The sequence below is a fragment of the Pseudomonas sp. Pseusp9 genome, from assembly GCF_059491265.1.
The window spans coordinates 2,198,409-2,224,714 of record NZ_CP168500.1; the positions used below are offsets into that span (position 1 = coordinate 2,198,409).

At 57.5% G+C, this 26,306-nt stretch carries 22 protein-coding genes; 11 read left to right on the forward strand and 11 right to left on the reverse strand.

Annotation, left to right across the window (positions count from 1 at the left end; genetic code table 11):
- Positions 1–46 precede the first annotated feature (46 nt).
- On the reverse strand, positions 47–1,636 hold the full coding sequence (locus tag ACEN8E_RS09935) for a winged helix-turn-helix domain-containing tetratricopeptide repeat protein (RefSeq protein WP_495593298.1): 1,590 nt from the start codon (positions 1,634–1,636) through the stop codon (positions 47–49).
- 260 nt (positions 1,637–1,896) lie between these two features.
- Here ACEN8E_RS09935 and ACEN8E_RS09940 point away from each other — a divergent pair, with 260 nt between their 5' ends.
- The 4 genes from ACEN8E_RS09940 (at position 1,897) to ACEN8E_RS09955 (ending at position 5,863) form a co-directional block, all read left to right on the forward strand.
- Positions 1,897–2,649, forward strand: a complete 753-nt coding sequence (locus ACEN8E_RS09940) for an SDR family oxidoreductase (protein WP_495592443.1) — start codon at positions 1,897–1,899, stop codon at positions 2,647–2,649.
- A 43-nt stretch (positions 2,650–2,692) separates the two neighbouring features.
- Positions 2,693–3,106, forward strand: coding sequence for a cupin domain-containing protein (locus ACEN8E_RS09945; RefSeq protein ID WP_495592444.1), 414 nt, complete (start codon positions 2,693–2,695; stop codon positions 3,104–3,106).
- A gap of 97 nt (positions 3,107–3,203) precedes the next feature.
- Positions 3,204–4,298: an HlyD family secretion protein gene (locus tag ACEN8E_RS09950; protein WP_495592445.1), complete on the forward strand. Its 1,095-nt coding sequence runs from the start codon at positions 3,204–3,206 to the stop codon at positions 4,296–4,298.
- Positions 4,295–5,863, forward strand: a complete 1,569-nt coding sequence (locus tag ACEN8E_RS09955; protein ID WP_495592446.1) for a DHA2 family efflux MFS transporter permease subunit — start codon at positions 4,295–4,297, stop codon at positions 5,861–5,863. Before ACEN8E_RS09950 ends, ACEN8E_RS09955 begins: the two co-directional genes overlap by 4 nt.
- Before the next feature lie 69 nt (positions 5,864–5,932).
- On the opposite strand, the gene ACEN8E_RS09960 is transcribed toward ACEN8E_RS09955, so the two are convergent.
- The 6 genes from ACEN8E_RS09960 to ACEN8E_RS09985 form a co-directional block, all read right to left on the reverse strand.
- Positions 5,933–6,334 carry a hypothetical protein gene (locus ACEN8E_RS09960; protein ID WP_495592447.1) on the reverse strand — a complete coding sequence of 134 codons (402 nt, stop codon included), beginning with the start codon at positions 6,332–6,334 and terminating at the stop codon, positions 5,933–5,935.
- 149 nt (positions 6,335–6,483) lie between these two features.
- Positions 6,484–7,176 (reverse strand): RES family NAD+ phosphorylase, encoded by a 693-nt coding sequence (locus tag ACEN8E_RS09965; RefSeq protein WP_495592448.1) that lies wholly within the window; start codon positions 7,174–7,176, stop codon positions 6,484–6,486.
- On the reverse strand, positions 7,170–7,574 hold the full coding sequence (locus tag ACEN8E_RS09970; RefSeq protein ID WP_057399936.1) for an antitoxin Xre-like helix-turn-helix domain-containing protein: 405 nt from the start codon (positions 7,572–7,574) through the stop codon (positions 7,170–7,172). Before ACEN8E_RS09970 ends, ACEN8E_RS09965 begins: the two co-directional genes overlap by 7 nt.
- A gap of 147 nt (positions 7,575–7,721) precedes the next feature.
- Entirely contained in the window at positions 7,722–9,311 is a 1,590-nt protein-coding gene (locus ACEN8E_RS09975; RefSeq protein WP_495592449.1) for an ArnT family glycosyltransferase, read from the reverse strand.
- A 195-nt stretch (positions 9,312–9,506) separates the two neighbouring features.
- Positions 9,507–11,003, reverse strand: coding sequence for a methyl-accepting chemotaxis protein (locus tag ACEN8E_RS09980; RefSeq protein ID WP_495592450.1), 1,497 nt, complete (start codon positions 11,001–11,003; stop codon positions 9,507–9,509).
- Between the two features lie 293 nt (positions 11,004–11,296).
- Positions 11,297–11,443, reverse strand: a complete 147-nt coding sequence (locus ACEN8E_RS09985) for a hypothetical protein (protein WP_495592451.1) — start codon at positions 11,441–11,443, stop codon at positions 11,297–11,299.
- Between the two features lie 418 nt (positions 11,444–11,861).
- Here ACEN8E_RS09985 and ACEN8E_RS09990 point away from each other — a divergent pair, with 418 nt between their 5' ends.
- From ACEN8E_RS09990 to ACEN8E_RS10005, 4 genes are all read left to right on the forward strand, one after another.
- Complete coding sequence (locus ACEN8E_RS09990; protein ID WP_495592452.1) at positions 11,862–13,007, forward strand: hypothetical protein; 1,146 nt, start codon at positions 11,862–11,864, stop codon at positions 13,005–13,007.
- 91 nt (positions 13,008–13,098) lie between these two features.
- Positions 13,099–14,484, forward strand: a complete 1,386-nt coding sequence (locus tag ACEN8E_RS09995; RefSeq protein WP_495592453.1) for a hypothetical protein — start codon at positions 13,099–13,101, stop codon at positions 14,482–14,484.
- A gap of 363 nt (positions 14,485–14,847) precedes the next feature.
- Positions 14,848–15,867 carry a hypothetical protein gene (locus ACEN8E_RS10000; RefSeq protein WP_495592454.1) on the forward strand — a complete coding sequence of 340 codons (1,020 nt, stop codon included), beginning with the start codon at positions 14,848–14,850 and terminating at the stop codon, positions 15,865–15,867.
- Between the two features lie 352 nt (positions 15,868–16,219).
- Positions 16,220–16,846 carry a hypothetical protein gene (locus tag ACEN8E_RS10005; protein WP_495592455.1) on the forward strand — a complete coding sequence of 209 codons (627 nt, stop codon included), beginning with the start codon at positions 16,220–16,222 and terminating at the stop codon, positions 16,844–16,846.
- A gap of 429 nt (positions 16,847–17,275) precedes the next feature.
- Here ACEN8E_RS10005 and ACEN8E_RS10010 read toward each other — a convergent pair whose 3' ends face one another.
- The 3 genes from ACEN8E_RS10010 to ACEN8E_RS10020 all read right to left on the reverse strand — a co-directional run bounded on the left by ACEN8E_RS10010 (position 17,276) and on the right by ACEN8E_RS10020 (position 19,525).
- Entirely contained in the window at positions 17,276–18,628 is a 1,353-nt protein-coding gene (locus ACEN8E_RS10010) for a DUF6161 domain-containing protein (RefSeq protein WP_495592456.1), read from the reverse strand.
- A 97-nt stretch (positions 18,629–18,725) separates the two neighbouring features.
- Positions 18,726–19,022 (reverse strand): hypothetical protein, encoded by a 297-nt coding sequence (locus ACEN8E_RS10015; protein ID WP_495592457.1) that lies wholly within the window; start codon positions 19,020–19,022, stop codon positions 18,726–18,728.
- Positions 19,023–19,252: 230 nt separating this feature from the next.
- The gene (locus ACEN8E_RS10020; protein WP_495592458.1) at positions 19,253–19,525 is read right to left on the reverse strand and encodes a hypothetical protein; all 273 of its coding nucleotides are present in this window, start codon (positions 19,523–19,525) and stop codon (positions 19,253–19,255) included.
- A 297-nt stretch (positions 19,526–19,822) separates the two neighbouring features.
- Here ACEN8E_RS10020 and ACEN8E_RS10025 point away from each other — a divergent pair, with 297 nt between their 5' ends.
- The 3 genes from ACEN8E_RS10025 to ACEN8E_RS10035 all read left to right on the forward strand — a co-directional run bounded on the left by ACEN8E_RS10025 (position 19,823) and on the right by ACEN8E_RS10035 (position 22,662).
- Positions 19,823–21,181: an MATE family efflux transporter gene (locus ACEN8E_RS10025; protein ID WP_495592459.1), complete on the forward strand. Its 1,359-nt coding sequence runs from the start codon at positions 19,823–19,825 to the stop codon at positions 21,179–21,181.
- Between the two features lie 102 nt (positions 21,182–21,283).
- Complete coding sequence (locus tag ACEN8E_RS10030) at positions 21,284–21,955, forward strand: phosphoribosyltransferase (protein WP_495592460.1); 672 nt, start codon at positions 21,284–21,286, stop codon at positions 21,953–21,955.
- Between the two features lie 137 nt (positions 21,956–22,092).
- Entirely contained in the window at positions 22,093–22,662 is a 570-nt protein-coding gene (locus ACEN8E_RS10035) for a YceI family protein (RefSeq protein WP_495592461.1), read from the forward strand.
- Between the two features lie 118 nt (positions 22,663–22,780).
- Here the strand turns inward: ACEN8E_RS10035 and ACEN8E_RS10040 are convergent, their stop codons facing one another.
- Positions 22,781–26,167 (reverse strand): Ig-like domain-containing protein, encoded by a 3,387-nt coding sequence (locus ACEN8E_RS10040; RefSeq protein WP_495592462.1) that lies wholly within the window; start codon positions 26,165–26,167, stop codon positions 22,781–22,783.
- Positions 26,168–26,306 lie beyond the last annotated feature (139 nt).

Consider the following 26,306-nt stretch of genomic DNA (forward strand, 5'->3'; position numbering starts at 1 on the left):
CGCTCCTACAGGTACAGGTACAGGTACAGGTACAGGTCAGGGGGCTTCACTCCGGTAGGCCGGCCAGCCGAAGTCCATCGGCGAAACGGGCGAAGTCCTCGGGCCGTTGAATGGGCAGCCAATCCTTGAGGGTGGCCAGGCGCAAAGAGGGATCCAGCGCTTGCAGGCGTTGCATCGCCCGCTCTGCTTTATCCATACGTCCGGCGAGTGCATGACTGGCCGCCACCAGCGTCGCCGCGGGCAGCAGGCTGGGCAGGTTGCCCAGTGCCTTTTCCGCCCAGTCTGCAGCGACATCGAAGTGCCCGGCGAAGAAATGCGCGAGCGCCATCCCGACCTGCATCCTGAACATTTCCGGATCCAGCGGGCTCAAGCGCACGGCATGGTTCAAATGCTCGATGGCGGCGTCTGTTTCACCGTGCAGCGCCCGCAGGATACCGCCCAGAAACCAGGCGGGGGCGAGGTTGGGATTGAGCAGGCGCGCCCTGTCGAGCAGGGCAATGCCGCCGTCGATTTCACCGGCGAGATGGCTCAGTGCATGTCCGCCGCGCGTCAGTGCAACGGCATCATCGCGGCCGAGGGCCACCGCCAGACGCGCCAGCCGTATGCCCTCGGCGACTTCTGCAGGCCGGTCGATCATCCAGCCATTGATCTTGCGCCAGAAGTGGCACCAGGCGGCCATGCCATAGGCCGAGGCAAATTCCCCATCGAGTTCGATGGCCTTGTAGAACATCGGCAGCGCCTGCTCGATGGCTTCCCGACCGCCACTGTGCAGTTTTGCCGTGCCGCGCAGGTAATAGTCGTAGGCATCCAGGCTTTCCGTCGGCTTGCGCTTGGCGCGTTCGATTTCCGCCCGTTCCAGTTGTGGCGAGATCGCGCCGACGACGCTTTCGGCGATCTGGTCCTGCAGCTCGAAGATATCGTCGAGCGTGCCTTCGAAGCGCTCCGCCCAGATGTGCGTCCCGCTGGTCGCGTCGATCAGTTGCCCGGTAATGCGCACTTTGTTCCCGCACTTGCGCACGCTGCCTTCGAGCACGTAGCGCACGCCCAGCTCCTGGCCGACACCCTGGGCGTCCACCGCCCGGCCCTTGTAGGTGAAGCTCGAATTGCGCGCGATGACGAACAGCCAGCGGATACGCGACAGGGCGGCGATGATGTCTTCCACGACGCCATCGGCGAAGTATTCCTGCTCCGGATCACCGCTCAGGTTCTGGAAAGGCAGGACTGTTATCGAGGGTTTTTCCGGCAGGACGAGCGTAGGGGAGGGGCTTTGTTTCTGGACGGTGGTAGGGTGTTCATCGATATCCGGCGGTAGCGCTTCCCCGGTCATGTCGACCTGGATCCGGCCAACGAAGCGGTAGCCCTTGCGGGCGACGGTGCGCAGCAGGCGCTGCGCCTCACCGGTATCGCCAATGGCCTTGCGCACCGCATTGATGTAGCTGGTGATTGTCGACTCCGAAACGATCCGCCCGCCCCATACCGCCTTGAGCAATTCGTCCTTGCTGACGACGCGGTCGGGATTGTTGACGAACAGCAGCAACAGGTCGAAGACCTGCGGGCCGACAGCCACGACCTGTCCGTGCAAGGTCAGCTCCCGGCGCTCCTGATCGAGTACGTAGTCTTCAAAGGCGAATTGCAAATCGAGCATCCCCTGGCGAAGCGCCCTCAACGCCGTGTCCCGGGCGGCTGGCGGTTGGTAACTGTGTCGGATGATACGGCAGCTCCGAACCCTCTGCACCGTCCGCGCCAGAGGGGTGGACGAGCAGCCTCTTCCCTGGACGTAATTCAAGGCTTTCGCCAAGGCAAATCCAAGCCCGGTACAAGGACTTCCCTCCTGCGCGCGGGCACTCTCTACACACCAACGCAATGGTTGCGTTCGACAAGTGGAGAGAAAAAACCATGAAGATCGTCGTCATCGGAGGCTCCGGCCTCATCGGATCGAAACTTGTGAACACCCTGCGCGAGCGCGGCCATGACGCGCTCGCCGCCAGCCCCAGCACGGGCGTGAACAGCATCACCCGCGAAGGCCTGGCCGCAGCGATGGATGGTGCTGATGTGGTGGTCGATGTGGCGAACGCGCCATCGTGGGAGGACCAGGCCGTTCTCGATTTCTTTGAAACGTCGAGCCGTAACCTGCTGGCCGCCGAAGCCGCTGCCGGGGTTCGTCATCATGTTGCCCTGTCGATTGTCGGCAGCGAACGGCTTCCCGATACCGGCTATTTCCGGGCCAAGGTCGCGCAGGAGGCCCTTATCAAGGCGTCGGGCATGCCTTACACCATTCTGCGTGCCACGCAGTTCTCCGAGTTTGCCGGCGGCATTGTCCAGTCGTTCGCCGTTGGCGAAGAAATTCATGCTTCGCCGGCGCTGATCCAGCCGATAGCGTCCGACGACGTGGTAGCGGCACTGGCCGATGTCGTGCTGGCAGCACCGGTCAATGGCACGGTTGAAGTCGGCGGCCCGGAAACCATGCCGATCGACGAACTGGCCAGGCGTTATCTGCGGGCGACCCGGGACAACCGCAAGGTCGTGCCGGACGTGCATGCGCGTTACTTCGGTGCCGTGCTCAATGACCAATCGCTGGTCACCGGCAAGAACGCACGCCTGGGGGCGATCCGCTTCGACGATTGGCTGGCCCGGTCGACAGCGCAGTAACGGATCGCACCCTTGTATTTCCCACGAGTCCAGGAGAAATCCCATGGTTACCCGATTGCTGATGACCGCCGTCTTCGCAGTGCTCTCGATCAGCGCCGTCTCGGCCGCCGAGCCGCCCCCCGGCAAGGTGACGGTGGTGTTCGACCGCCCCATTCCCAACATTCCCGGCAAGAGCATGAGGGGCGTGGTCGTCGAATACGGGCCGGGTGCCGCGTCGCCGGCCCACACCCATCCGAAAACGGCCTTCATTTATGCAACGGTGCTGGAGGGTTCGTTTCGCATCCAGGTCAAAGGCCAGCCGGAAAAGATCTACAACGTCGGCGAAAACTTCGTAGAGGAACCGGGCTCCGTGCACCTGGTCAGCGCCAACGCCAGCGACACCCAACCTGCACGCCTGTTGGCGGTGTTCGTCCTCGACACTGACGAAAAGGTGCTCGTGACACCGATCAAACAGTGAGCCGATCAACGCGCTCATGAGGGCTCGACAGCCGGGCGGCAGATTACTGCCGCCCTATGGCTGCCGGAGTTCCAGGCATTGCACAGGAATTGAAAAAATGAACTCGCTCCAGGACAACGCGGCCATTGCCGCCAGCACCAGCAGCACCCCCGGCGGTGTGGCACGACGTAGCCGGCGCAAGACCATCGGCCTGTTGCTGTGCGTCAGTGCGCTGGTGGTCGTGGCGGCTTGGGGGGCGCTGGCGTTTTCAAGTGGCGTGACCTCGACCGACAACGCCTATGTCCGCGGGGACGTCACCTCGCTGGCCGCCAAGGTCGCCGGCTATGTCACGGCAATGGAGGTCGAGGACAACCAGACCGTACACGTGGGCGATGTGCTGTTTCGTATCGATGACCGCGACTATCGCGCCAAACTCGCGCAAGCCGAGGCCAATGTCAGCGCCGCCCAGGCGCGCCTGACCCATGTCGATGCGCAAATCCAGCTTCAGCATGCGCTGATCCGGCAGGCCGAAGCGCAAAGACGCTCGGCCTCCGCCGACATGAGCCTGGCGACCAAGACCCACGACCGCAGCCGCAAGTTGATCGTCAGCAACGCGGTCAGCCAGGCCCTGGTCGATGAAACCGGCACGGCGCAATCCAGAGCCGCCGCCTCGGTATCGGCCGCTTCGGCAACGGTCGAGGCGCAACAGCAAAACATCGCGGTGTTGGTGGCCGAGCGCGAGGCGGCCGTGGCGGCGGTGAGCCAGGCACAGGCCGCGCGCGATCTCGCCCGGATCGATCTCGAGCACACCGTGGTGCATGCGCCGGTGGATGGCGTTATCGGTAACCGTCAGGTTCGCCTCGGCCGCTTCGTCACACCGGGCGTATCCCTGCTCGATATCGTGCCGGTCAACGATGTGTGGGTCGTGGCGAACTTCAAGGAAACCCAGCTCGAACGGATTCGCCCCGGCCAGCACGTGCGGGTCACGGTCGATGGCTACCCCAACGCAACACTCGATGGTGTGGTCGACAGTTTTGCACCGGGCAGTGGCTCGGCGTTCAGCCTGCTGCCGCCCGACAACGCCACCGGGAACTTTGTGCGTGTCGTGCAGCGTGTGCCGGTAAAGATCCGCCTGGCTGACAACCCGCTGCCGGGGCGCATCGTGCCGGGTCTGTCGGCGAGGGTGGAGGTATCGCAAGGGGCCGGGTCATGAGCTGCGCCAGACCGACCACCGGCATCCTGCTCATCGCGGGCATCGTGCTGGCGGCATTGACGGAAGCGATCGCCAGCACCGTGCTGGCCCTCGGCCGCAGCGACATCCTCGGCGACACCCATGCCACGCCCGACGAGTTCGCCTGGCTGGATGTCGGCTACATCGCACTCAAACTGATCGGGTTCATGTTCGCTCCTTGGCTGATGCAGCGATTTTCTGCGCGCAACGTGATCATCGGCGCCACCCTGGCCATGGGCCTGGCGTGCTGTGTGGCTGCCATTACCGCCTGGCTGGAGCTGCTGATCGCACTGCGCATCCTGCAGGGCTTCGCTGGCGGCGCGCTGCTGGTGGCGGGCCAGGCGATCATCTTTCGCGCCTATCCGCGTGCGCTTCAGCCGATCCTGCAAGCCCTGTTCGCCATGGCGGCGGTGGTCGCGTCGGCGACTCTCGCGCCAGCCCTGCAAGGGTGGTTGATCGACAGCCAGTCCTGGACCTGGATCTTCTTCAGCGTGGTGCCGCTGGCCCTGGCGGCGACCGGCCTCTTGCTCATCGCCGACCACCCCGTGCCCGCCCGGGTCCGGCAACGTTCGTTCGACTGGCTCGGGTTCTCGCTGCTCTGTGCGGCCCTGTTCTGTTGCACCTACGTGCTCAGCCAGGGCAGTCGCTGGGACTGGTTCGAGGAACCGCGCATCCTGGTGCTGACGGTGATCGGTAGCGCCGCGCTGCTGGCCTTTCTCGGCCAACAGGTGTTGGCCAACGGCCAGGGGCTGCTCGACTTCAGCCTGTTCAGATCAAGCGATTTCACCTTTGCTTTTTGCGTCAGTTTCGTTGCCGGTGCCGCGCTGTTCGGCAGCGCCTACCTGATCCCGGCGTTCGCCCTGTCGGTACTCGCCTTCACACCGACCGATGCCGGCTTGCTCCTGTTGCCCAGTGGCGGTTTTTTTGTCGGCTCGCTGCTCATCGCGGCCTATCTGTTCAAGGTACGCCACGTACCGCCGGTGGCGACCGTGCCCCTGGGCATCCTGCTGATCATGGCGGCGATGTGGATGCTGTCCGGCTCCACCAGCGAAAGTGGCAGCGACGACATGATGGTGGCCATCCTGTTACGTGGCCTGGGCCTGGGCTTCCTGTTTCTGTCGATCACGCTGATTGCGTTCACCCACCTCAACAGCCGCAACCTGGCCAGCGGCATCGGCCTGTTCAATACAGGGCGCCAGTTGGGGGGCTTGATAGGCGTTGCCGGGCTACAGACCCTGATCGACCATCAGGTGGTCAGCAATGGCGTGGTCCTCGGCGCCAACGTCACCCCGGGCGGGCACGCGCTCATCGAACGGCTGATGACCACAAGCGCGATGCTGGCAGGGAAGGGCATGGATCAGGTGGCCGCTGGCCGGGCAGCCACGAGCCTGCTGGGCAAAGCGGTGTCAGGTCAGGCGACGGTGATTGCGTTCGATACGGCATTCTTCGCTGTAGCCCTGCTGTTCGTCTTTGCCGCGCCCATCCTGGTCGGCATCAAGATCGGTCTCTCGCGATACGCGAAAGTGCATGAGCAAGCGCCGAATTGATGACCGGCACGAAAAAGCCCGGCTGTTGAGGCCGGGCTTTTCGTTGAGTCCTGCGGTACAGCACTGCATTCAGACAGCGCGGCTTTCGATCAGACGATCCGAACCGCCTTCGGCGACGCGGTTTTGCAGGAGTTTGTCGGAGCCACCTTCAGCGACGCGGTTCTGCAGCAGCTTGTCGGAGCCACCTTCAGCGACGCGGTTCTGCAGGAGTTTGTCAGAGCCACCTTCGGCTACGCGGTTCTGCAGCAGTTTGTCAGAGCCGCCTTCGGCAACACGTTTTTCCAGCAGGCGATCCGAACCACCTTCAGCCACACGATTCTCGATCAGGCGATCGGAACCACCCTCGGCCACACGGCTTTCAATCAGACGATCCGAGCCGCCTTCAGCGACAACAGGTTGAGCGGCGGTAGCGGCGAAAGCGTTAACTGCGAAAACCGAGAAAGCGATGCCGAGAAGGGTCTGGCGTTTCATGATGGTGTGCTCCGGGGTGCTGATGGGTTGGTATGGAGCAGATGTTACGCCGGGGATTTTTTAAGAGAACTTCATTGAATCAATGGTGACTATCGACGCAGTCAATGGATCGCCGCTCCCACAGGTTTTCATCGGCCTGACAACGGGGCTCAAGCCTCGCTGATCTGGCTCACACTGGTGATCTGCCCATTCCAGACCATCTCGTAATGCGCCGTCTGCACAATCGACGAAACCGCTCGCGGCGTCATCAACGCCCAGCAAAGACTGCCCGGCATTCGCACCGAGTGATATCGCAAACCGGGACAACCGGCGTCCCGCACCGCCCGCCCCAAGACACGGGAGTGGCTGTAGTCGTCCGGCGCATACACCGGATCGCTCATCGGCAGGGCCGCAGCGTCCTTCATGCCGCCATCGCCAAAAGCACAGGCCAACCCACGAAACACAAAGCGCTCATAGTTCAGGCTCGGCACCTTCGACCAATACAGGGCCTGGTGATGCCGCACTTCAGCCAGCGCCGCTTCCATCGAATCCGCCAGGTACAGCACACCAAAACTGCCGTCACTGAAACGCGAGCCCGCCGGATTGACGTGGGTAAACGGCGCGATGGCGTAAGAGCAACCCACAATCCCGAACGGAATCTCTCTGCGCGCAATCAACTCCAGCTGACCGACTTCATTCTTCAACCGCGGATTGGTCAGCGCCTGAATCTCGAACAGCACTTCAAATTCATCCGCATCCGCCACATCATCAAACAATGCAATGGGCGGAAACTTCGAATTGACCAGGCGATAGGCCTGCAACGACTGGCCGGCAAAAACCGCCAGTTCACTCGCCATCACCATTGCGCCCCCCGCAGCATGTCGATGCGGCGGAAGGTTTCATACAGCGAGATCATGTCGCCCTGCGCCATGATTTCCAGCGGCGAACGCCCGTTGAAAAACTCGTTGTCGTTGGCCATCGAGGCAAAGCCATACACGTTGTCCGGGTTGTCGAACACCAGCCGCAAGGTCGCATGAATGTTCAGCACAAAGCTGATGCGCTGCATCTGGTCCGCATCCAGCGCCACCGCCCAATCCGGGTCCCGCTGGCGGGCGCGGGTGTAGGTGCTGCGGGAAATGCGCAGGATGCGACAGGCCTGGTCGCCGGTGGCCTTCCACTTTTCCAGAATGCTCACGGCGGCACGCAGGCCGGTGACGCATTGGTTTTTTGTGAAGGATTGAGCTTGGATGGGGACGGCCATGTTCGTGTGCTCGACATTGCTCTGTAGATTCAAATATAGATATATTGAATCTACAGAGCAATGTCGGTATGACCAGCGGGCTCGCGCGCATAAACAAAATGGGCGCCCCGCAGGCGCCCGTTTTTATTGATAACTCACTTCAATTCATCATTGATCCAAAGCCTGCGTTACCGCTTGCCCAGCCACCGCCGTTTTCCCATTGGGAATAAACGCCGCGCTGCCATTTTCCTTTGAATGAAACAGCCGGGCGCCGTTGTTCGGCTTCGTCGTGATCAACTGATGATCTGCCGTCAGATAGCCCAGCGGCAATTGCGTGAGGTCCTTGTACTGCTCGACGATGATCGTGCGCTCGGGATTCCAGGTCTCGCCACTTTTCCTTTCCAGCCACGCCATCAGCGCAGCACTGCCGCCGGTTTGTGGAATGTCCGAATCCGGGAGCACGTAGTAGAACGGTGCGCCGTGATTTTGCAGGTACATGGGCAGCTTGTTGTCGACATCCACCAGCACCATGCGCCATTCGTTCCACGGCGCCGTCTTGATCGCTTCGGCGCGCACATCCCGGGTGAACTGCATGACTCCGCCGCCACCGCCATTGGTCCAGGGGTAGACAACGCCAAGGATCAACAACAAGAACCCGGCTGCCCCGGCAATGCCTTTCGTCCAGCCGGGGCCGCTGACTTTACCGGCCGCCTCATGCGCCGCCATGCGCCGGGTCACCCACCAGGCCGCCAGCAGTTGCGCAAATGGCACCAGTGGCAACACGTAATAGCTGCGCCGGCTACCACTGGCGGTGAAGAACACGAACAGCAAGCCGAGGCCCAGGATCAGCCAGCGAACGTTGGGTTCGGTGTGCTTCCAGCCGCGCACTGCCACCCACAGGCCAAGTATCCAGCAGGGTGCCCAGGGCAGGGTATAGACCGGCAGATACAGCAGATAGGTATAGATCGGGCCAATGTTGTCGAAGGGCTTGAAGAATCGGACCACGTTCTCCTGAAACACCAGGCCCAGCCCACTCGGCCCGAAAGTCGGCGTGCCATAACGGTGTGACAACAGGAACGGCAGCATGTAGACCACGCCGCCCGCCAGCATCGCCAGTAACAGGCGAGGGTTGAGATGTTTTTTCCAGCGCCCCTCGCCAAGCAGATGCGGCAACAGCATCAGCCCCGGCAGGATGAACCCGATCAAGCCCTTGAACAGCGAGGTCAGTGCCAGCATCAGGAAAAACACGCAGTAGCGACTCAGCCGTGTGTCATCCGGGCCGCGCCAATACCACCAGACTGCCGCCAGCACTCCGCAAACCGTCAGCACGTCCGCCGTGGCGACCCGCGCCCAGAACACGAAAAAGAACGTCGTCGCCAGAAACCAGCCGGCGATCAGGCCGGTGCCTTTGCTATACAGTCGTTCCCCGATCAGGTAGACCAGCCACACACTCAGCCACGCCGCCAGCACCGAAGACAGGCGCAGCGACCCGTTTCCGAGGCCACCCATCAAATGGGCCGTGGCCGTAATCAACCAATAGGATGGCAGCGGCTTGTCGTAATAGGGCATGCCCTTGAGGTAAGGGTCGAAATAGTCGCCGGTCTGCAACATCTGCAAGGCGATATTCGCCCAGCGGGTTTCCGCCCCCCAAAGCTCCCTTGCGCCCAATCCGAACAGCAAAAGAAGCGCGGATACGCCAAGCAAGAGGATCAGCGCACCCCGGTCACTTTTCACAAAACCGACTAACGAGTTTTTCATCATTGTTTCGCACGTTGCGCTCACCGTGGCGACGGAGAAGCGGCTGGAGCAACAAGGCTATCGGGCGAAATGTGATGGGATTGTCAGCAGATTGCGAATAAACCATTAGCGCTGGTCTGGAGGTGGTCGCTACATCAACAGGCGCAAGGCCGTGATCTGCACGATGAATAATTGTTCATGCAGACCACGGCGCCATCATTGATGAAAAGTACGCCCCAGTGCATCCAGGCGCGTGGCAATGGGCGGCAGGCGTCGACTGCTCGACGCCAGCGTCTGCACGTCATCCGCGGTGTTCTGCGCAATGCTCTGCACCGACTGCAAGCGCCCGACGATCTCGAAACTCGCCGTGGATTGTTCGCGGGTGGTCGTGACAATTCGCCCATTGAGCGCATCGATCTGCGAAATGTCGCTGCCCACGGCCTGCAACATCGCCGCCGCCAACTGACTGTCCTCGACACAACGCTCCACACCTTCGCGACTGTCCTGCATGGCCTCCACGGCCTTGCGGCTGCCGTGTTGCAGGGCCTCGATGATGGTGCGGATTTCCTTGGTGGACACCGCCGTGCGCTGCGCCAGGCTGCGCACTTCATCGGCCACCACCGCAAAGCCCCGGCCTTGCTCGCCGGCGCGCGCGGCTTCGATGGCGGCGTTGAGCGCCAGCAAGTTGGTCTGCTCGGCAATGCTGCTGATCACCTCCAGCACCGTACCGATCTGCTGCGCCTGCCCGGCCAGCACCTGCACGGTTTCATTAGTGCCTTGCAGACGCGACGCCAGCTGAGTGATTTCCTGCTGCGCACGGTTCACGCTTTCCTGCCCGCGGGTGATCTGCACAGTGGCCTGGCCCGCGTGCTCAACGGCATGCTCGACATGCACCACAATGTGCTCCATCGCATCGCCCATGCGCTGCATCGACCCGGTCATCTGGGCGATTTCCGTCAACTGATGCTTCGCGCCTTTCTCCAGCGTGTTGCTGGCCTTGGCCAACTCCTGGCCCAACTCACCCAGACCCTGAGAGTCACGCACCACGCCGTCCACCAACGCAGTGATCTGCAGCAAAAACTGATCGAAGCGCTGGGCCAGCGACACATGCACCCGCGCCTTGTCACCCTGGCCGACACCGCCGGTGAACTGAGACGTGGTGGCGAGCATCTTGTCCAGCATGTCCTGGCTCTCCACCGCATCGGCCTGACTGTGCACCGCCAGATAGAGCAGTGCGACCGTCTCCATCACCACGTAAAAAGCGTGAACGAATACCATCATCCAGCCACCGTGATGAGCCATCACGTACACCGGAAAATCCTGATGCTGCAGCACATGAAACACCACGTGATGCAGCGCGATCGTCACCGCCGCCACCAGAATCGGCAGCCAGTCCCGATAAAACGTCAACACCGCCAACAACGCAAAAATCCCGAAGTGCGACTCAATGACCCCCTCGGCCTGATTGATATGCAGCGCCGCCATCACCATCAGGCCAACGCCCAGCAAACAGCGCATCCACCGCGACCCGCCGATGGTGCGATACAACAGCGTCAACAACAGGCTGGTACCACCGCCCACCAGTAACGCCTGCTTGAAGGTGTCGTGCCAGAACGCCAGGCCCACCGCGAAGACGAACATCAGCCAGGTCAGGCCCAACATGATGCGGTCGGCTTTGCGGTAGTGGTCGAGGAAACGAGGGGGGAAGGGCATGTACGCTTACTCCATGTAATTGAGCCAGAAAAAAGCAGGGTTTATGGCAACACGGGACATCGCGAAGGCTTGGGTGCGTTAAGGGGGTAGATGTTTTCAGCGTCAGGGATGCGAATCTGCCGGCGGCATGATTGAGCTGTATTTGAGACGCCGTGGAGAGCGTAGCTATTGGCCACCATTCTTGGCAGATGCGACGTCGCTCGTGGAAAACAATGTCCGATATAGAGGCAAGTAATGCTGAATTGGCGGGGAGTACGACAGGCTCCATTGCAAAGCCTGTCGTACTCCAGGAGCTATGACGATTTCTTCGGCGGATAGTTGCTGCGCAAGCGACCGGACTTGTTGCCGGTTTTGCTCGGCAGGCTCGGCAGGCTCGGCACAAGCGGGCAGGATCTGGGTTGGGGGTTGGAGCGGCTTTGGGGTTGCGGTTGTTTGCTCATGGTTCGCCTCCTGAATTTTCAGGGATTCGCGAAGTGGGTTATTGGTGAAGTTTAGCTAATCGACTGTGGGTTGGGGCGTTTGACGCTTGGGGGGACGCGCTGGAGCCATTGGCGAGGTCAAAATAGTCGCTCATCACAGGCAGCATTCGGCCAAAAGCAGCCACTTGCGAAAGGCAACGATCGCGAAGCAGACATTCAACCGGTTGGCCAACAGCAGTTTCACCTGAGTCAGCGAAATTTTCTTCCAGGTATCTAATTGCGCGCACACAGCCAGTCATGATGCCTACAAAATCAGAGGCCCCCAGCCCAGCACGCTCAATAATGCGCTGTTCAACTGACTGCCAAGCCTTGATTGATCGTTCGGTCTCAGTGAAGATCGAGGTCGAACCTCCGCTTCAGCAACAAGGGATTGTGATCTATGTTTCCGAAATTCGATTCATTAGCACGCAATTACACCTTCCATTATGACGAATCAAATAATCATCGATCATTCAGGATCAAGGATGACGAAGATGCATACAACATCGATAGCGACCCCTGTCGGAAAAGCCGCGCCCCCACCAACTTCATGCTAGCTGGCGTTGCATGTATTGGTAACACTGCTGATTTTGATTTCGGCGAATTAATGACTAAGCTTAGGCTTTCGCCAAACCTTAGTGATCTAAAGTTCGGATCTCTCGCGAGCGGCAGCTTTTGGGAGTGTCTGAAATCTGAAAAGCTTAGGCATTTTCTGAACTGGCTTGTAGAGACAAACTTTTACATACATACATCGCATTTTAACATCGAGTACTGGGCTTTTATTGATATTGTCCAAGATTGCATTGAGCATGCCCACGCGCTACGGCGTATCACATTTATAGACGGCGAGCAGCGTCACAGACTTGATGCAGAGTTGAAAGATGCACTTCACCACCTAGTTGTGAATGACAAGAGCCGATTCCTGGCAGCACTAAAAAAGCATACTTATCCAGATATCCTGGGGCGTGAAGCTGCGCTTATTCGAGACTTGATAGTTCTGACAGAAGAATGTTTGGCGGCTGAAGCATTTCTGGATAAGGAGATCCACGAATCGCTCTGTAAGTTGAGACTCCTATTTTGTAGGTGTCACGATATTGTCGACATGAGTTTTACATTAAACTCAAATTCCGGCGTGCTCATTGACGACTTCTCGCCTTTCTATATAAGTCGGCTCGCTTCCTTCCCACATTCAGTGCATTTTTTTGACAGCGAGTCAAAGCTTCAGGGCGCTATAGACAATTTCGCCAAGCTCAACAGGCCAGAAGTAAGAGCGGAATTTGTAAATTCAAAAGAAAGCACGTATACGCAATTGTCAGACGTAGTGGCGGGACTATTCGCGAAGTATTTTGAAATGATCAACATTATTTCTTATCAGGAAATCGATGCACAATTGAGCAGCCTCAATAAATTCCAGCACAACTGCTTCGAACTTATGAGGACTCTAGTGGATCGGAGTGACGCTGAGTGTGAGCATTTCATTCACTATGTCCTGCCTCGTAGTGAAATTAAGAAGCACCGCAAGCTAATGTACAACATTGGGAAATAGTTGACACGCACCTCACCTGGCACTGATAAGTCGCCAACATCTTAAGCTTGCCGTATGCCGTCGGCACCATCCGACTCATTGGAAACCATCAATGCAAAAAATTATAAACCTGACAGTAAAAAAGTTAGTGGGAATAATTGAATCAAAAAACAATAGCCAAAAAGTTGCTTTGCAATTTGTCCTTGAAGAGCTTGACGCAGCACGACACGGGAATGACTTTGTCCGAGATAGAATTAAAAGCTTTTACTTTAAGGATAGCGACTACATTGGAGCAATAGATCGAAGCTGGACGGATGTCGATGGTGATTCAGGGCCTCAGCAACTCTTATTAAAAACAATCAACATGCTTGTCCAGGGTTTCGGATATGATGTCGCGGCGATGGTGAGGATTTCTATCGTTGAATACATAATTCACCACTATCGACTTGGGCGATATTACATCAATCAAGAAGTCAGATCGGCATCAAAGCCGTTAGCCCTCTTTAAACCTTTAACTTGCAATGAAAGCTTTCTTCATCCTCACTTTAAGCATTTGCTGAAAGACGAGAACATACTTGTTAGAGATGTTATATCTCGCTGGGCAAGCGGGTTCGAAGATAGAGATAACAAATTTAACCACGAGTTTCAGACCACATTCAACTCATCCTTCTGGGAGATCTATCTATTTCAATGCTTCAAAGATTTAAATATGGCCATTGACTTCTCTAAATCCAGCCCTGATTTTACCGCAGAGGTTCAAGGTGGAGAATCCATAATCATTGAAGCTGTAACAGCAAATCATGCTCACAACTCTTCCCCTGAGTGGGTCAGCGAAGAGTTAAAGTGCGATAGTGACTTTTTGAATTTTTCTTGCGTGAGAATCTTAAACGCAGTTGATGCCAAGCACAAAAAACTTCTCCAGTCTTACTCCAAACTTGAGCACGTTAAGGGGAGACCATTTGTTATTGCTTTAGCGCCTTTTGAACAACCAATGTTTTTCATGCAAAACAACGAAGCGATCATTAGAGTCATATATGGGCAAGGAATTGACAAACACGATAACTTTGCTGAAGTCACAACCCCTACCGCGTTAAAAAGCGGAAGCATACCTCTCGATCTTGGCATATTCACAAGCAGTAAATACAAGGAGATAAGCGCTATAATTTTCTCAACTACGGCCACGATAGGGAAGGCAATCACGCAAACTTCATTGCTCAGAGACGTAAGATGCAGTCGATATCATGAGCAACGTGGACTTATAGTTGAAATAAAAGACAATGCAAAGCACTTCGAGACACATCTTGACGGACTGCAAGTTCATCATAACCCTTATGCGGAAAACAGGCTTCCGCCAGAGGCATTTGACAGGTACGAAATCACGCACTACTACTATGATGTCGCCTCGAAGACCATTGACAACCAGCAAAGAAGCTACACTTTGATTTCGAGAAATATTTGGCCTCCCTCCTCAACAAATAGCCAAAGCACCGATAAATAGAACAAACCGCTTAATATATTTGGCAGCATTTGAACAATACTACCTCCACCATCTGGATTAGCTCGACCGTCAGCTTTTGGCCGTTTTCTGCCCATCGCGAGAGGCAGAAAACGACCCATTGCTGACGGTCAAGGAGGGGCGAAAACGGCCAGAAGCGGACGTAGGCTTGAATGGTTAAGGTGAACCGGTGCCCGTCTGACTCAGGTTGGTTTTCCTCCACGTGGGGGAGGACAAGGATGGACCAGCCATAGCAATGGTAGCTAACGGCCACGAGCAGTCGCTTATCAGGAGCGTCTTCCGGATAGGCTTGATCTGAAGACTGAACTAAGATGTCGCCCTCATCATCACGGAGCGAGATAAGGCATGACGAAGAAACTCGAAGAGCTGCTGTTGGAGGGAGTCCAATCTGTGGCAGGTGTATCACCCAGCATGTTCCTGAGTGTTGGATATACCTCTTTCGTCAAGGTAATGCAGTTCATCGAGGCCACTCCGACCGCCGCATATGCGGAAAAGCTGCTGCGCAAACTCTTCGCCACCCCGAACTGGGTCCTTGACGCTCAACAGCTTGAGTCGTTCTTCCAGCTTGTGGGCGAGGTACAGTTCTGGATGCTCGCCAACGAAAAGGGCGTCGCGCTTGAGCGCATCCCCGAAACAAGCGGCAAGACTGCAGACCTGAAAATGGCGGGCGACGCACCCGACCTTCCCCAATTTGAAGTGAAGACGCTCTCAGTCAGCGCGGGCGGCTGGATGCACTTGGCTCAAATGGCAGAGGACAGCTTCAACGCCCAGCTTGATCTGCAAGCCCAGCGATCTCAGGGCAAGAACGTTGCCTTCAGTGAGCAAAGCGTTTCACCTCACGGCGAGGTACCGCAAGACAAGACGAACATCACGATGTGTACCAACCTCATTGGTAAGGCCCTTGGTAACTTCAAGGCAGGGCAGTACACAGCAGCACCAACGTTCATGGTGCTGAATCTGATGCTTATTAGCAGTCACTTCACAGGCAATATGGAACTTCGGCCGGTGGCTTCTGGCTATCCAGAAAACTGGTCTGTTCGTACCGGGGTACTCTGGACAACTGGCTTCGGAACGATGGGGCAACTCATTCATGGGCTGCCGGAATTTGAAGGCAAACCCGGAGTCGAAGGTGTCCTCGACCGAGAGGGTGTTCTAACTCACCCAGATACTAAAGGGGTTGCGGGCCTACTTCTTGTCATCCATCCCCTTGGAAAGGAGCCAGAGATTTACGGTCTGGTACGCGATGAAGATATACAACGCTACGAGGATAGCGAAGAGAAGCTGCTGGAGGCGTTCCACATGCTTGTAGGTAGCAACTGGAACGATGACCTAGATAGCAATGGCTGGAACCTAACAGAACACTAAATGCTGAGGTACCGGGAGCGTTTGGAGTCGATTTTTGGTGCTGATCTGATCTACACCATCAATCTGCTGTTCAACGTCAAAAGCGGGCCGCGCTTACGCCATGATCTCGTACACGGGAAACTGGTGCCTGCTTGCCATCACTCGTAAAGCATGTATGCGTGCTGGCTAATGTACTACATGGAAAGTCTGTCGCTACTACCGCACTGGATATGCATGTCGCACCAGAACTGAAGCTAAAAGAATATTTAAGAGTGCGACTAAAAATATATTTTTCAAATAAACAACGGTCAGAGGCAATATTAAAGTGCTTGTAGGGTTGATGAAGCGGAATTGCTTTTGGAGGAGGAAAGGGGTGGAAGCAGAAGGGGCAGAAAAGGCTGTAAGCCGCCCTGAGTTCAGCTTGACTGGATGGACGGCATTTTGGCAGCGGACTATGGAGGATTGGCTTTCCGTACCATTTTTCTGCCTGTGGGCTATACCTCTTTGCCTAGCAATTCAGTATTCGAGCGACGAGAAAGTAAATGACTTTTTCGTGAATACGCATGGGGAAGGAATTGCGATTAAAAGTATGGGTATGCTGCTGGCTGCCTCTTTATTCCCCGCAGGCTTAGCCCTGGTGTTGCACCCTAACCCAAACGGAAACTGGGTCAGGCTGCTGCGCTCACCAGCCAGAGCCGGGCGTTCCATGAGCATGACTACGTTTGCTTTCATGCTTGGCGCTGCATTTGTGTTGGGTATTGCTGAAGGCTCGTCGCGGATGTATTCCCTGATGACTTTTCCACTTGCTGGTTGCGTCCTGATTTGGGCAATGCTATTCGCACTTGACTCCTTTATTTTGCAGGCCAAGAGCTGGAGCACTATGGAGCTACACGGATTAGCCACTGCTTTGGGGTGGTCGCTGGTAGTTACAGGGATCGTTGCGCCTATGTATTTGTACTGCCAGATAATTCATGGAGTCTTTTTCCCGGCTGCAAGTTAAAATCCACGCTAACTTCGGCGACAGCATGGCTGTTTCCGAAGTCATAAAAAAAGCTGGTTGATCTACTGCGCACAGAGTCAGCCACCTAGTAGTGGTCGGAGGATTTCATCCTACTCGAGTGTCTGCTTCTGGCCGTTTTCTGTCTTCCACGAAGGGTGGCTCTGGGTCGCTTGCAGCCCCTCGTGACAGGCAGCAATCGACCCATAGCTGCCGGTGGCTATCTAAAGGATGTTCTCCCTCGCCTGCCAATGCAGCAGGTGAGTGAAATCGACCGATTGCTGCCGTGTAGGTGGCGACCGGTGTAAGAACACAAAGCGTGATACCCGCACGCATATCCCTGAGGTATTGCGGTTTGATTGGCCATCAGATGATGAATAACAACAACCCGCTATAAGCGGGCTGTTTTTTTACTTCCGCGCATTGAATTATTTAGGGTGAGATCTTTTTGTCAGTTAACGTTTTTAGTACTAGTTCGATAGGGCTAGAGAATGGGATTTCAGCGAAGCTCCCGGGTTGGGATGATCTAAATAGGCTCTCCAAAATCAAACGCCTATCTTCATCTGCTTTAAGCTTTCCTTCATTTAGCAAGGCCAGATAAGTCTTTGTGAAAGTGATCCGTTCGGCGGCATCAAGGGCCATGTGCGAATGGGTGTTGAATTGACGCAGCGTAATTTTTATCAGAACGCCGAACAGCGTAATAAGTAATGCTGCACCAGCGAGTTCTGCTATTGCTAGGGAAAGTTCGGAGCCAGTGTGGCCAAGAATGATTTTGGGTGTGGCTTTTTGATCTATGTTTGTCGTTGAATCGGCATTCAGCTTTTCGGTTTGATTTGGCGCGAGCTCGGCTTGTGTGTGCATGTATTTCGAAAGCCCGGCAGCACCACCATAACTGTAATAAGAAAGCAGCGATGTAAACGTCATGGCCATGCATGTGACGATGGCAAAAAACCAAAGCACTTTGAATTTCGAATGAGTGTTTCTACGGTCAATCCAATACTGGACTGAAGCATCTAGGTCTATCTGGTCATCGTACGCGGCTTTCGCAGACGCAAGACGCTGCTTTGCCTCCTCAAGGGACTGCTGTGCCTCTTCTTTGAACTTGCTTGCGTAGCTTCTGTAAACTTTATTTCTTCGCTTGAATGATCTTTGAATTTTTATTGCGTCGTGATTGATATTGTTTTTCACGCCTTTAATGTGTTCTTCAATCTCAGCTTGTTGTTCGTTTATGTTGTTGGTGGATGTATCGGCATCTTCAGTGAACTTTTCAAGAATCTTCTCTAGAGCTTGCGATTTTGAGCTTTTAATTAATCCTGATGTGTCCTCGTTCGAAACTGCGATTTGAATTGCTACGGCTTTTTCGTATGATAGTCCTGGTATTTCGGTAAATGCTCGGATGTTGTTGCTTGACGAGATTAATTTTCTGTTGTTTTCGGATATGTATAAAAACAAGAGCGCGGCTGCAATGCTGCCGTAGCTATTGCGGGCTTTCTGGATTAACAAGCCTTCTTTACTTGTGCTTTGTATGTATGGTGCGTTTTCACTACCTATAGTAAAATCGTTATAGCTTGGGTGGCTCTCTTCGAATCGGTCGAGCAGTGGTCTTAGTTTGGAAAAGACAAAGGTGTTGTAGATTTCTGCGGTATAGCTTTGGTTGCTGCCTTGGACTTCTTGTAGCCACTTCCAGTTATTAATTTCACTATTAATATATTCGCGAACGGCATCACTATTATTAAATTTCCTGTCTTTGTCGTTTATGCGGGCGGTGATCCAGGCTGGTGGCATTTTTTGTTCTCGTTCCCTGATTATCAGTACAAGGATAATAGCCGAATGACTTCATTGATTGGCATCGTCTTTTTTCAAGGTTCGTTCTGTACTTGGTCTAAGCCAGCCGACACCACCAGGATTGCGCGTAAGCGCAACCGTCAACGTATTCAATGCCGCTCAACACAAACCCTGTGACAGCCATTCCCGCCAGTGTGGCGTCAAGCAACCGGGGGAGAGGGTCAGGGTCTTTGGGCATTCCTACTTCGACGCGGGCAACATTGGCGCTGCGGCTGAGCTCGCTGCTGTTCTCAGCGTTCACCATCACATTTCCCCTGATTGCAGGATAGTGCCTGCGTTCCTGTGGAGTAAGTGCCACGCCATGCTGCCGAAAGGGGGTTACAAGCATATGCATGTCTACCTGTCCTCTACTCGCCGCTTTGAACGTCGAGCAGTGCTTCCACAGGACAAGGCACCACCCACCTGCATTGCAGTCCCCTCTAAGCGTCCGCTTCTGGCCGAAAGCAGACGAATTTTTTGCAACTGTCTAGTCCTGAAACAGGTGTAAACCTTACTCAGGATGAGACAGAGAAAAAACGCTTTTCTCGCAAGACAAAAAAACGGGCGCCTTCAGCGCCCGTTCATTCACTCCGCCGCCTGTGCCCGCAATCGCCGACCAATCACATCCATCAAATCACAACCATCCCTCAACGGAATGGCCAGTAGTTTAGAAAAGTCGGAAAGCACCACCGTGTCGCAACCAATCTCGGCCCGTAAGGCAATATTCTCCAACACCTGCGTAACCGTCCGAATCCGGTAATCCGCCATTGCTTGCAGAACATCGAGTGGCGCTTCGGTATCAATGAGCAGGGAAGCCGGAACCAGGTCGATTCCGGTGAGGGGCATGTATCGATTCATTTTGAATGATCTCTGTTAGATGGGCTCAAGGCCGTCAGTCGGTCATTCTCTGTTGTCAGGTCGCCAAACCCGAATCGCCATTTAGGGCGACGGCGCCGACTATAAGCCGCACGAGATCAGCAGGGGAAGGTGAGGCATTCCGAGCTTTATGTAGGACCCGTGACGATGAAACTTCAGACCTTTCACATCACGTCGCTGGAAATACAAGCACAGACCTGAGATGTTCACTGCTCCTTGGTCTCAGCCACCCACGCTATCCTCAATCACCGCTCCTGCCGTCGAGATGGATCTTCGCTCATGCAAACCGCACCCCCCCAACTCCCCCTCTGGCAAACCTACCTGCTGTTTCTCGCCCCGATGGTCCTGTCGAACTTCCTGCAATCCATGTCCGGCACGGTCAACAGCGTCTACATCGGCCAGATGCTCGGCACCCAGGCCCTGGCGGCAGTGTCGGGGATGTTCCCCATCGTGTTTTTCTTCATTGCCCTGGTCATCGGCCTCGGTGCGGGCGCTGGTGTGTTGATCGGGCAGGCGTGGGGTGCGCGGGAGACGCATCTGGTGAAGGCGATTGCCGGGGCGACGTTGTTGTTGGGGGTGTTGATCGGGTTGGTGGCGGCGGTGGTGGGGAGTGTGTTTGCGCGGTCGGCGTTGGTGGGGTTGGGGACGCCGGCGGATGTACTGGACGATGCGGTGGCGTATGCCCATGTGATGTTGTGGATCATGCCGTCGCTGTTGGTGTTTGTGTTGTTCACGCAATTGTTGCGTGGGGTGAGCGATACCTTGTCACCGTTATTGGCGCTGGTGGTGTCGACGATTGTCGGGCTGGCGTTGACGCCGGCGTTGATTCGCGGGTGGTTGGGTTTTGCGCCGATGGGGATTCAGAGTGCAGCGGTTGCCGGGCTGGTGGGTAACCTGGTGGCGATGGGGTTGCTGGCGTGGCGCTTGATTGGCAAGGGCCATCCGCTGGCACCGGACCGGGAGTTCTTTGCGGCGATGAAGCTGGACATGGCGATTCTCGGCAAGGTGCTGCGCATCGGGTTGCCCACCGGCTTGCAGATGGTGGTGCTGTCACTGTCGGAACTGGTGATTCTGGCACTGGTGAACCAGCACGGTTCCCAGGCGACGGCGGCCTACGGCGCGGTGACGCAGATCGTCAATTACGTGCAGTTCCCGGCGCTGTCGATTGCGATTACCGCATCGATTCTCGGGGCGCAGGCGATCGGGGCCGGGCGCATCGAGCGCATCGGGCCGATCTTGCGCACGGGGTTGATGATCAATGTGTGCCTGACCGGTGGCCTGGTGGTGCTCGGGTATTTGCTGTCGCATTGGTTGCTGGCGTCGTTCCTCACTGAGGAGGCGACGCGGACCATGGCCCAGCATCTGTTGCACATCATGCTCTGGAGCCTGTTGGTGTTCGGCTTTCAGGCGATCATCGGCGGCATCATGCGTGCCAGCGGCACGGTGATGGTGCCGGTGGCGATTTCCATTGTGTGCGTGGTGGGTGTGCAGTTGCCGGCGGCGTATCTGCTGGATGCGAAGTTCGGGCTGCAAGGGGTGTGGATGGCGTTTCCGGTGGCGTACCTGGGGATGCTGGTGTTGCAGACGCTGTATTACAAACTGGTGTGGCAGCATCAGAAGATCGAGCGGTTGGTGTAGGCGGGACGAAGGGGGCGGATAATGCTATGCACCGAAACCTGTGGCTACAAAAGGCAGGTTTGGCTGAAGTACGCAGGCGTGTTCGCCTGGGGAGGTTTTTACATGAGCCCCTTGTCCCATTCCATCCTGCAAGACCGGCCGGCAGCCGGGCGGCGTTTGATTGAGCCGCTGCTGCCTTACGCCCACCGGGCCGATGTCATCGTTCTGGCCTTGCCCCGTGGCGGTGTACCGGTGGCCTATGAAGTGGCTACGGCGCTGAAGGTTCGCCTGGACCTGATGCTCGTGCGCAAGCTCGGCGTACCGTCCCACCCGGAGTACGCCATGGGCGCGATTGCCAGCGGCGGTATCCGGATTGTCAATGAACAGGCGCTGCGGGTGCACCCGATTGATCGCGCCGCGTTCGACGCCGTGGTAGAGCGGGAAACCCGCGAGTTGCTGCGCCGCGAGAAGGTCTACCGCGGCACGCGGCCGCCGGTGCAGCTCAAGGATCAGGTGGTGATCCTGATCGACGACGGCCTGGCCACCGGCGCTTCGATGAGGGCAGCGATCCAGGCGCTGCGGGTGCAGGCGCCATCGCGGATCGTGGTGGCGGTGCCGGTGGCGCCGATCGACACGGTGGAGGTATTGCGCAGCGAGGTGGATGAGCTGGTCTGCCCGCTGATGCCCGAGTGGTTCACTTCGATCGGGCATTGGTACATGGATTTTTCCCAGACCTCGGATGCCGAGGTGATCGAGCTGTTGCAGCGGGCGTGGCAACGCGAAGAGTGCGGGTAGCGCTGACGAGCATCGACAGGTGGTTGCAAATCAACGCGTGAGGTGGAATAAACGGCAGTTGTTTGCTTTATTCCTTCTGGTGCCTGCCTCCGTGTGCGGCAGACCGACTCAGGACGGGAGACCTCCCGGAGAGTGCCATGAACCTTCGATCCGCGCGTTGCGTCGCTCTGGCCGGCACGATTGTTTTCGGCCTGGTGCCGTTCGCTGAAGCCGTGGAGTACAACAAGGTGAACGCCAGGGCCAGCACCTTGAGTTTCACCTATGAGCAGATGGGTTCGAGAGCCTACGGCACCTTCGGCAAGTTCGAGGCCAATCTCGACTTCGACACTGAAAACCCTGGCGCAGCCCACGCCATGCTGACCATCGATCTGAACAGCATCGACGCCGGCAGCAGCGACGCCAACACCGAGTTGCAGAAGCCGGCGTGGTTCGACACGCAGGCTTATCCGGTGGCGACGTTCGAATCGACGTCCATCAAGGCCCTCGGTAATAACCGCTACACCATCACCGGCAAACTGTCCCTGCGCGGGCTCACGCGGGAGGTGAGTGTGCCGGTGTTGCTGAAATCGGAGAGCTCCATTGGCATCTTCGATGGCGAACTGGTGCTCAAGCGTGACGAATTCAAGATGGGCGAGGGCGAGTGGGCGGACAGTGTGGTGTCCAACGAAATCAATATCCGTTTTCGGATGGTAGCGCCGCAGCGGTGACTGGCGGCGGGCTGATTTACCGAAGCACCGTCATCGCGGTGTAACAGTCAATACAAAAGAAGAACGCCCGATCCACATTGCATGGGTCGGGCGTCGATCATTACGCTCCAGTGCGCCTCTAGTGGATCGGCACCGTCACGGTTTTACCGAAGGCCGATTGCACGGTCACTGTCGCGCCAGGCGACGGACCGCTGCCGGTGGTCGTCACTGCGATCTGCCAGCGCGCGCCTGCCGCCGTCGGCGTCAGGGTGGCGGCACCAAGGCTCACCGGACCTGAGGTGGTCGTGGCAGTCGCCGTGATGGCATTGCCCGTGCCACGCGAGGTGGTGCCGGACACGACCCAGTACCAGCGGCTGTTGCTGCGGGCGGTGACGGTAGCGCTGGTGACGATCAGGTTCTCGACGACCCCTGCCGAGACCGCCACGGACACCGTCGTCGGTGCCGACTCCGCACCCTTGGCATCGGCGGCCTTATAGGTAAAGGTCGCGGTGAACGGCGCGGGGACCGTGGCCGGTGGTGTGTAGGTCACGTGCAGACCATCGGTGCTGACCGTGCCCTTGCCGGAGTCCGGCTGTTCCAGACCCACCACTTTAAGCGGCACGTTGCCGTCAGGGTCGGAGTCGTTGGCCAGGACGTTGATGGGCACTGGTTGGCCGTTGTTGCTGATGGCGCTGTCGGGGTTGGCGATCGGATTCTTGTTATCGCCGTCGTTGTTGCGGGTATCGCCAGTGCGGAAGGTTGGCAGCGCGGCGGAGTTGACGTAGTTGACGCCGTCCCAGCCAGGCAGGGGCGTTGGCATCAACTGGAACTGGCCGGGGTGCTCGATATCCCAGCGCAGCAGCATGGACGTATCCTCGTGCTGGGTGTTGTGGCAGTGCTCCATGTAGGTCCCGGCGAATTCGCGGAAGCGAATCGCCATTTCCACATCCACCGAACTGTCGATGCCCTCGCCAATGCGATAGACGTCCTTGCGTGCCCATTTCTCCCATTCCGGTGGTGCCTTGCCGTTACGGTGGAGGATGATGCCTTCTTCGAAGTGCACGTGCACAGGGTGGTTCCAGCCGTTGCCACCGCTCTTGATTTTCCACACTTCCATGGTGCCGTCGCCGGAGAACCCGGCATCGGTCGGGCCATTGGCCAGTTGTGGCGCGGCGCTGATGATCCGAGGGTCCATCTGGAAGCCCAAACCACCGTCGGTCTTGATGGTCCAGGGGGCTTCGTCGGTGCCGTCGGAGCGGCCGAAGATGAACTCGCGATGCCGTGCCACCTTGAGCTTGGCCTGCACCACCGGATCGTCGCGGTTGATCGTCAGCGGGAGCATGGTCTTGCCGGCCGCTTTGCCCGGTTTGGCGGGTTCGTAGTCGGCGGGGTTCATGCTCACGTCCTGGCCGGCATAAGGCTTGACCACCAGCTGCAGGAACTTGCCTACCCCCGGATCGCCGTTGTCCCATTCCAGCCCTTTGCTGCCCTGCTTGAGCACCGCTTTGTACTTCCCGGACAGGACATCGGCCAGGCTCAGCAGTGTAGCCTCCGGCCCCTTGCCGTTCTGGTGCTCCATCAGGTTGACGAAGTACAGCTTGTCGCCGACGCTGATCCCGTTTTTCGCGAAGTTGACGATGATGTCGTAACGCTCGGCGATGCCCATGGTGGGCAGGATGGCGTTGTGGTTCTGCATGTCGCCGTCACCGTCCAGGTCCATGCTGCCGTCGAACGGCACGGCATGTTCCATGAGGTTGCCGTCATTGCCGATCATGTGGAACGGCACACGGGTATAAGACACGCCGGAACCTGCCGGGCCGGGGTATTCGCCACCGCTGCCGGCGACTTCACGCACCAGCGCGATCCTGAAGTAGCGCGACACCGAACCGTTGAGGATGCGGAAGCGATAGCTGCGTGCGCGCACATTCAGGCGTGGCTGGTACTGCCAGTTGACCAGGACCTGGTCGCCGAGGAAACCGTCGGTGTTGAACGGGTTGAACCACAGCTGGCCATTGGCGTCCCAGGCCTTGTCGGCCACCATCAGGTTGACGTCATAGTCACGGTTGCCCCAGGGCAGGGCCGAACCGCTGGGCAGGCGCAGGTTGACGCCGTCTTCGAAGGCTTCGTTACCGCGATCCAGGGCGCTGTAGTAGTTCATCATCACCGCGTTGCCCTTGTAGACGTTCTGTGCGGTGAAATCGAGCATGTGGTCATGGAACCAGTGGGTGCTCATGGTTTCACGCCAGTCGCCACGAATCTTGATGCTGCCGTTGTTGCACGTCTTCAGGCCTGGAGTGGCATCGTTGACATACAGGGTTTCGCCCGGGGCGCAGGGGAACGCCGCGCGCGAATCCTGGGCGTTGGTGTTGATGGTGTCATAACCGGCCAGTTGTATTGGCCAGCGATAGTCGTAGTACTGTCCCGGAAAGAAAAACGCATTGGCAAAGCCGTCGCTTTCGGCCGGGGTGTGGCCGTTGTGTTCGTGGGTGGTGAGGGTGTGCAGGCCAAACCCCATGTTGGCCGACGGATCGATCGGCAGGGCGTTGTAGTGACGCATCAGCGTCGGTTGGCCGTAGCGCACCATCAGCAGTTTTGGCGGAAAGGTGCCGTCGAAGGTCCAGAGCGCCTTGTGGTTCTGGACCGGCATGTTGGGGTGAAACCGGGTATTTATGCCCTTGGTGGTGCCCAATATGGCCGGGGTGTCCGAGGTCTGGTTGTAGAGCCCGCCAGGCCCGAACTCACCGACGGCGTAGTTGTGCAACTGGCGGTGGTCACGCATGCCGCTGTTGAGCTGGGCGCCCGCTTGCACGGTCTTGAAGGCGACCTGTGGGTAGAACTCGTTCCAGCGCTGGTGCGACCAGCCTTTTCCTGGCGGCCGACCTTCGGCCGGCGAGCCCACCGGATGGCGGTTGAGGAAGGCTTCGACCTGCGCTTTCCACGGGTTGCGGTCCAGCACGTTGGAATATTGCGACGGAAACGGGTACAGCCCCGGCTGGCGCATGAAGGCTTCCAGCGCCGAGGGCGAAGGGCCGCTGCGGGCGATGTTGTTCGGGTCCTGCGTGGGCGCCGGGCCGGCGAGCGGAACCGGGAAGGTCATGGGCGGTGCCGGCAGTGTCGGGTCGAGTTTCTCCGTGCCGAATTCTTCGAACAGCAGCAGTTGCTGGGTGTACGGCTGCGCCCCGAACAATGGGCTGGGCTTGCCATTGGTGGGGATTTTGAAGGATGTCTGCAGGGCTGGCGGCAGCACGTTGTCGGTCGCTGTCGTGGTGTTGCGGGTGCCAAAGGCGCCATTGGGCAGGGCGAGGGAGCCCTGGAAGGCGGGTGGCATGGCCCGTATGGCATTCAGCGCGGCCGTGGGGTCGGCCGGCGGGTTGGAATACGCCGAGGGGTCAGTCGGTGGTGGCTGGCTGACATCGTCCAGTGGTACGGCGTTGGCGTTGCCGAGGCTGATATTGATCAGCATCACAGCGGCGATGCCCGGTTTCCTGAAAGGGCCGAGCGACTTGAGATCAGGTATTCTCTTCATACGGTTTTCCTCGGGGGGCGCGCCGGTGAGGCTGGCGTTCGCAATTCGCTCCGTGCAAGAGCTGCGCCAATCGCGAGGAGATCCGAGGGGTAGGAAAGTCGTTTTGTATCAAAAGATTGATGGTTGTGGTGGTTATCGC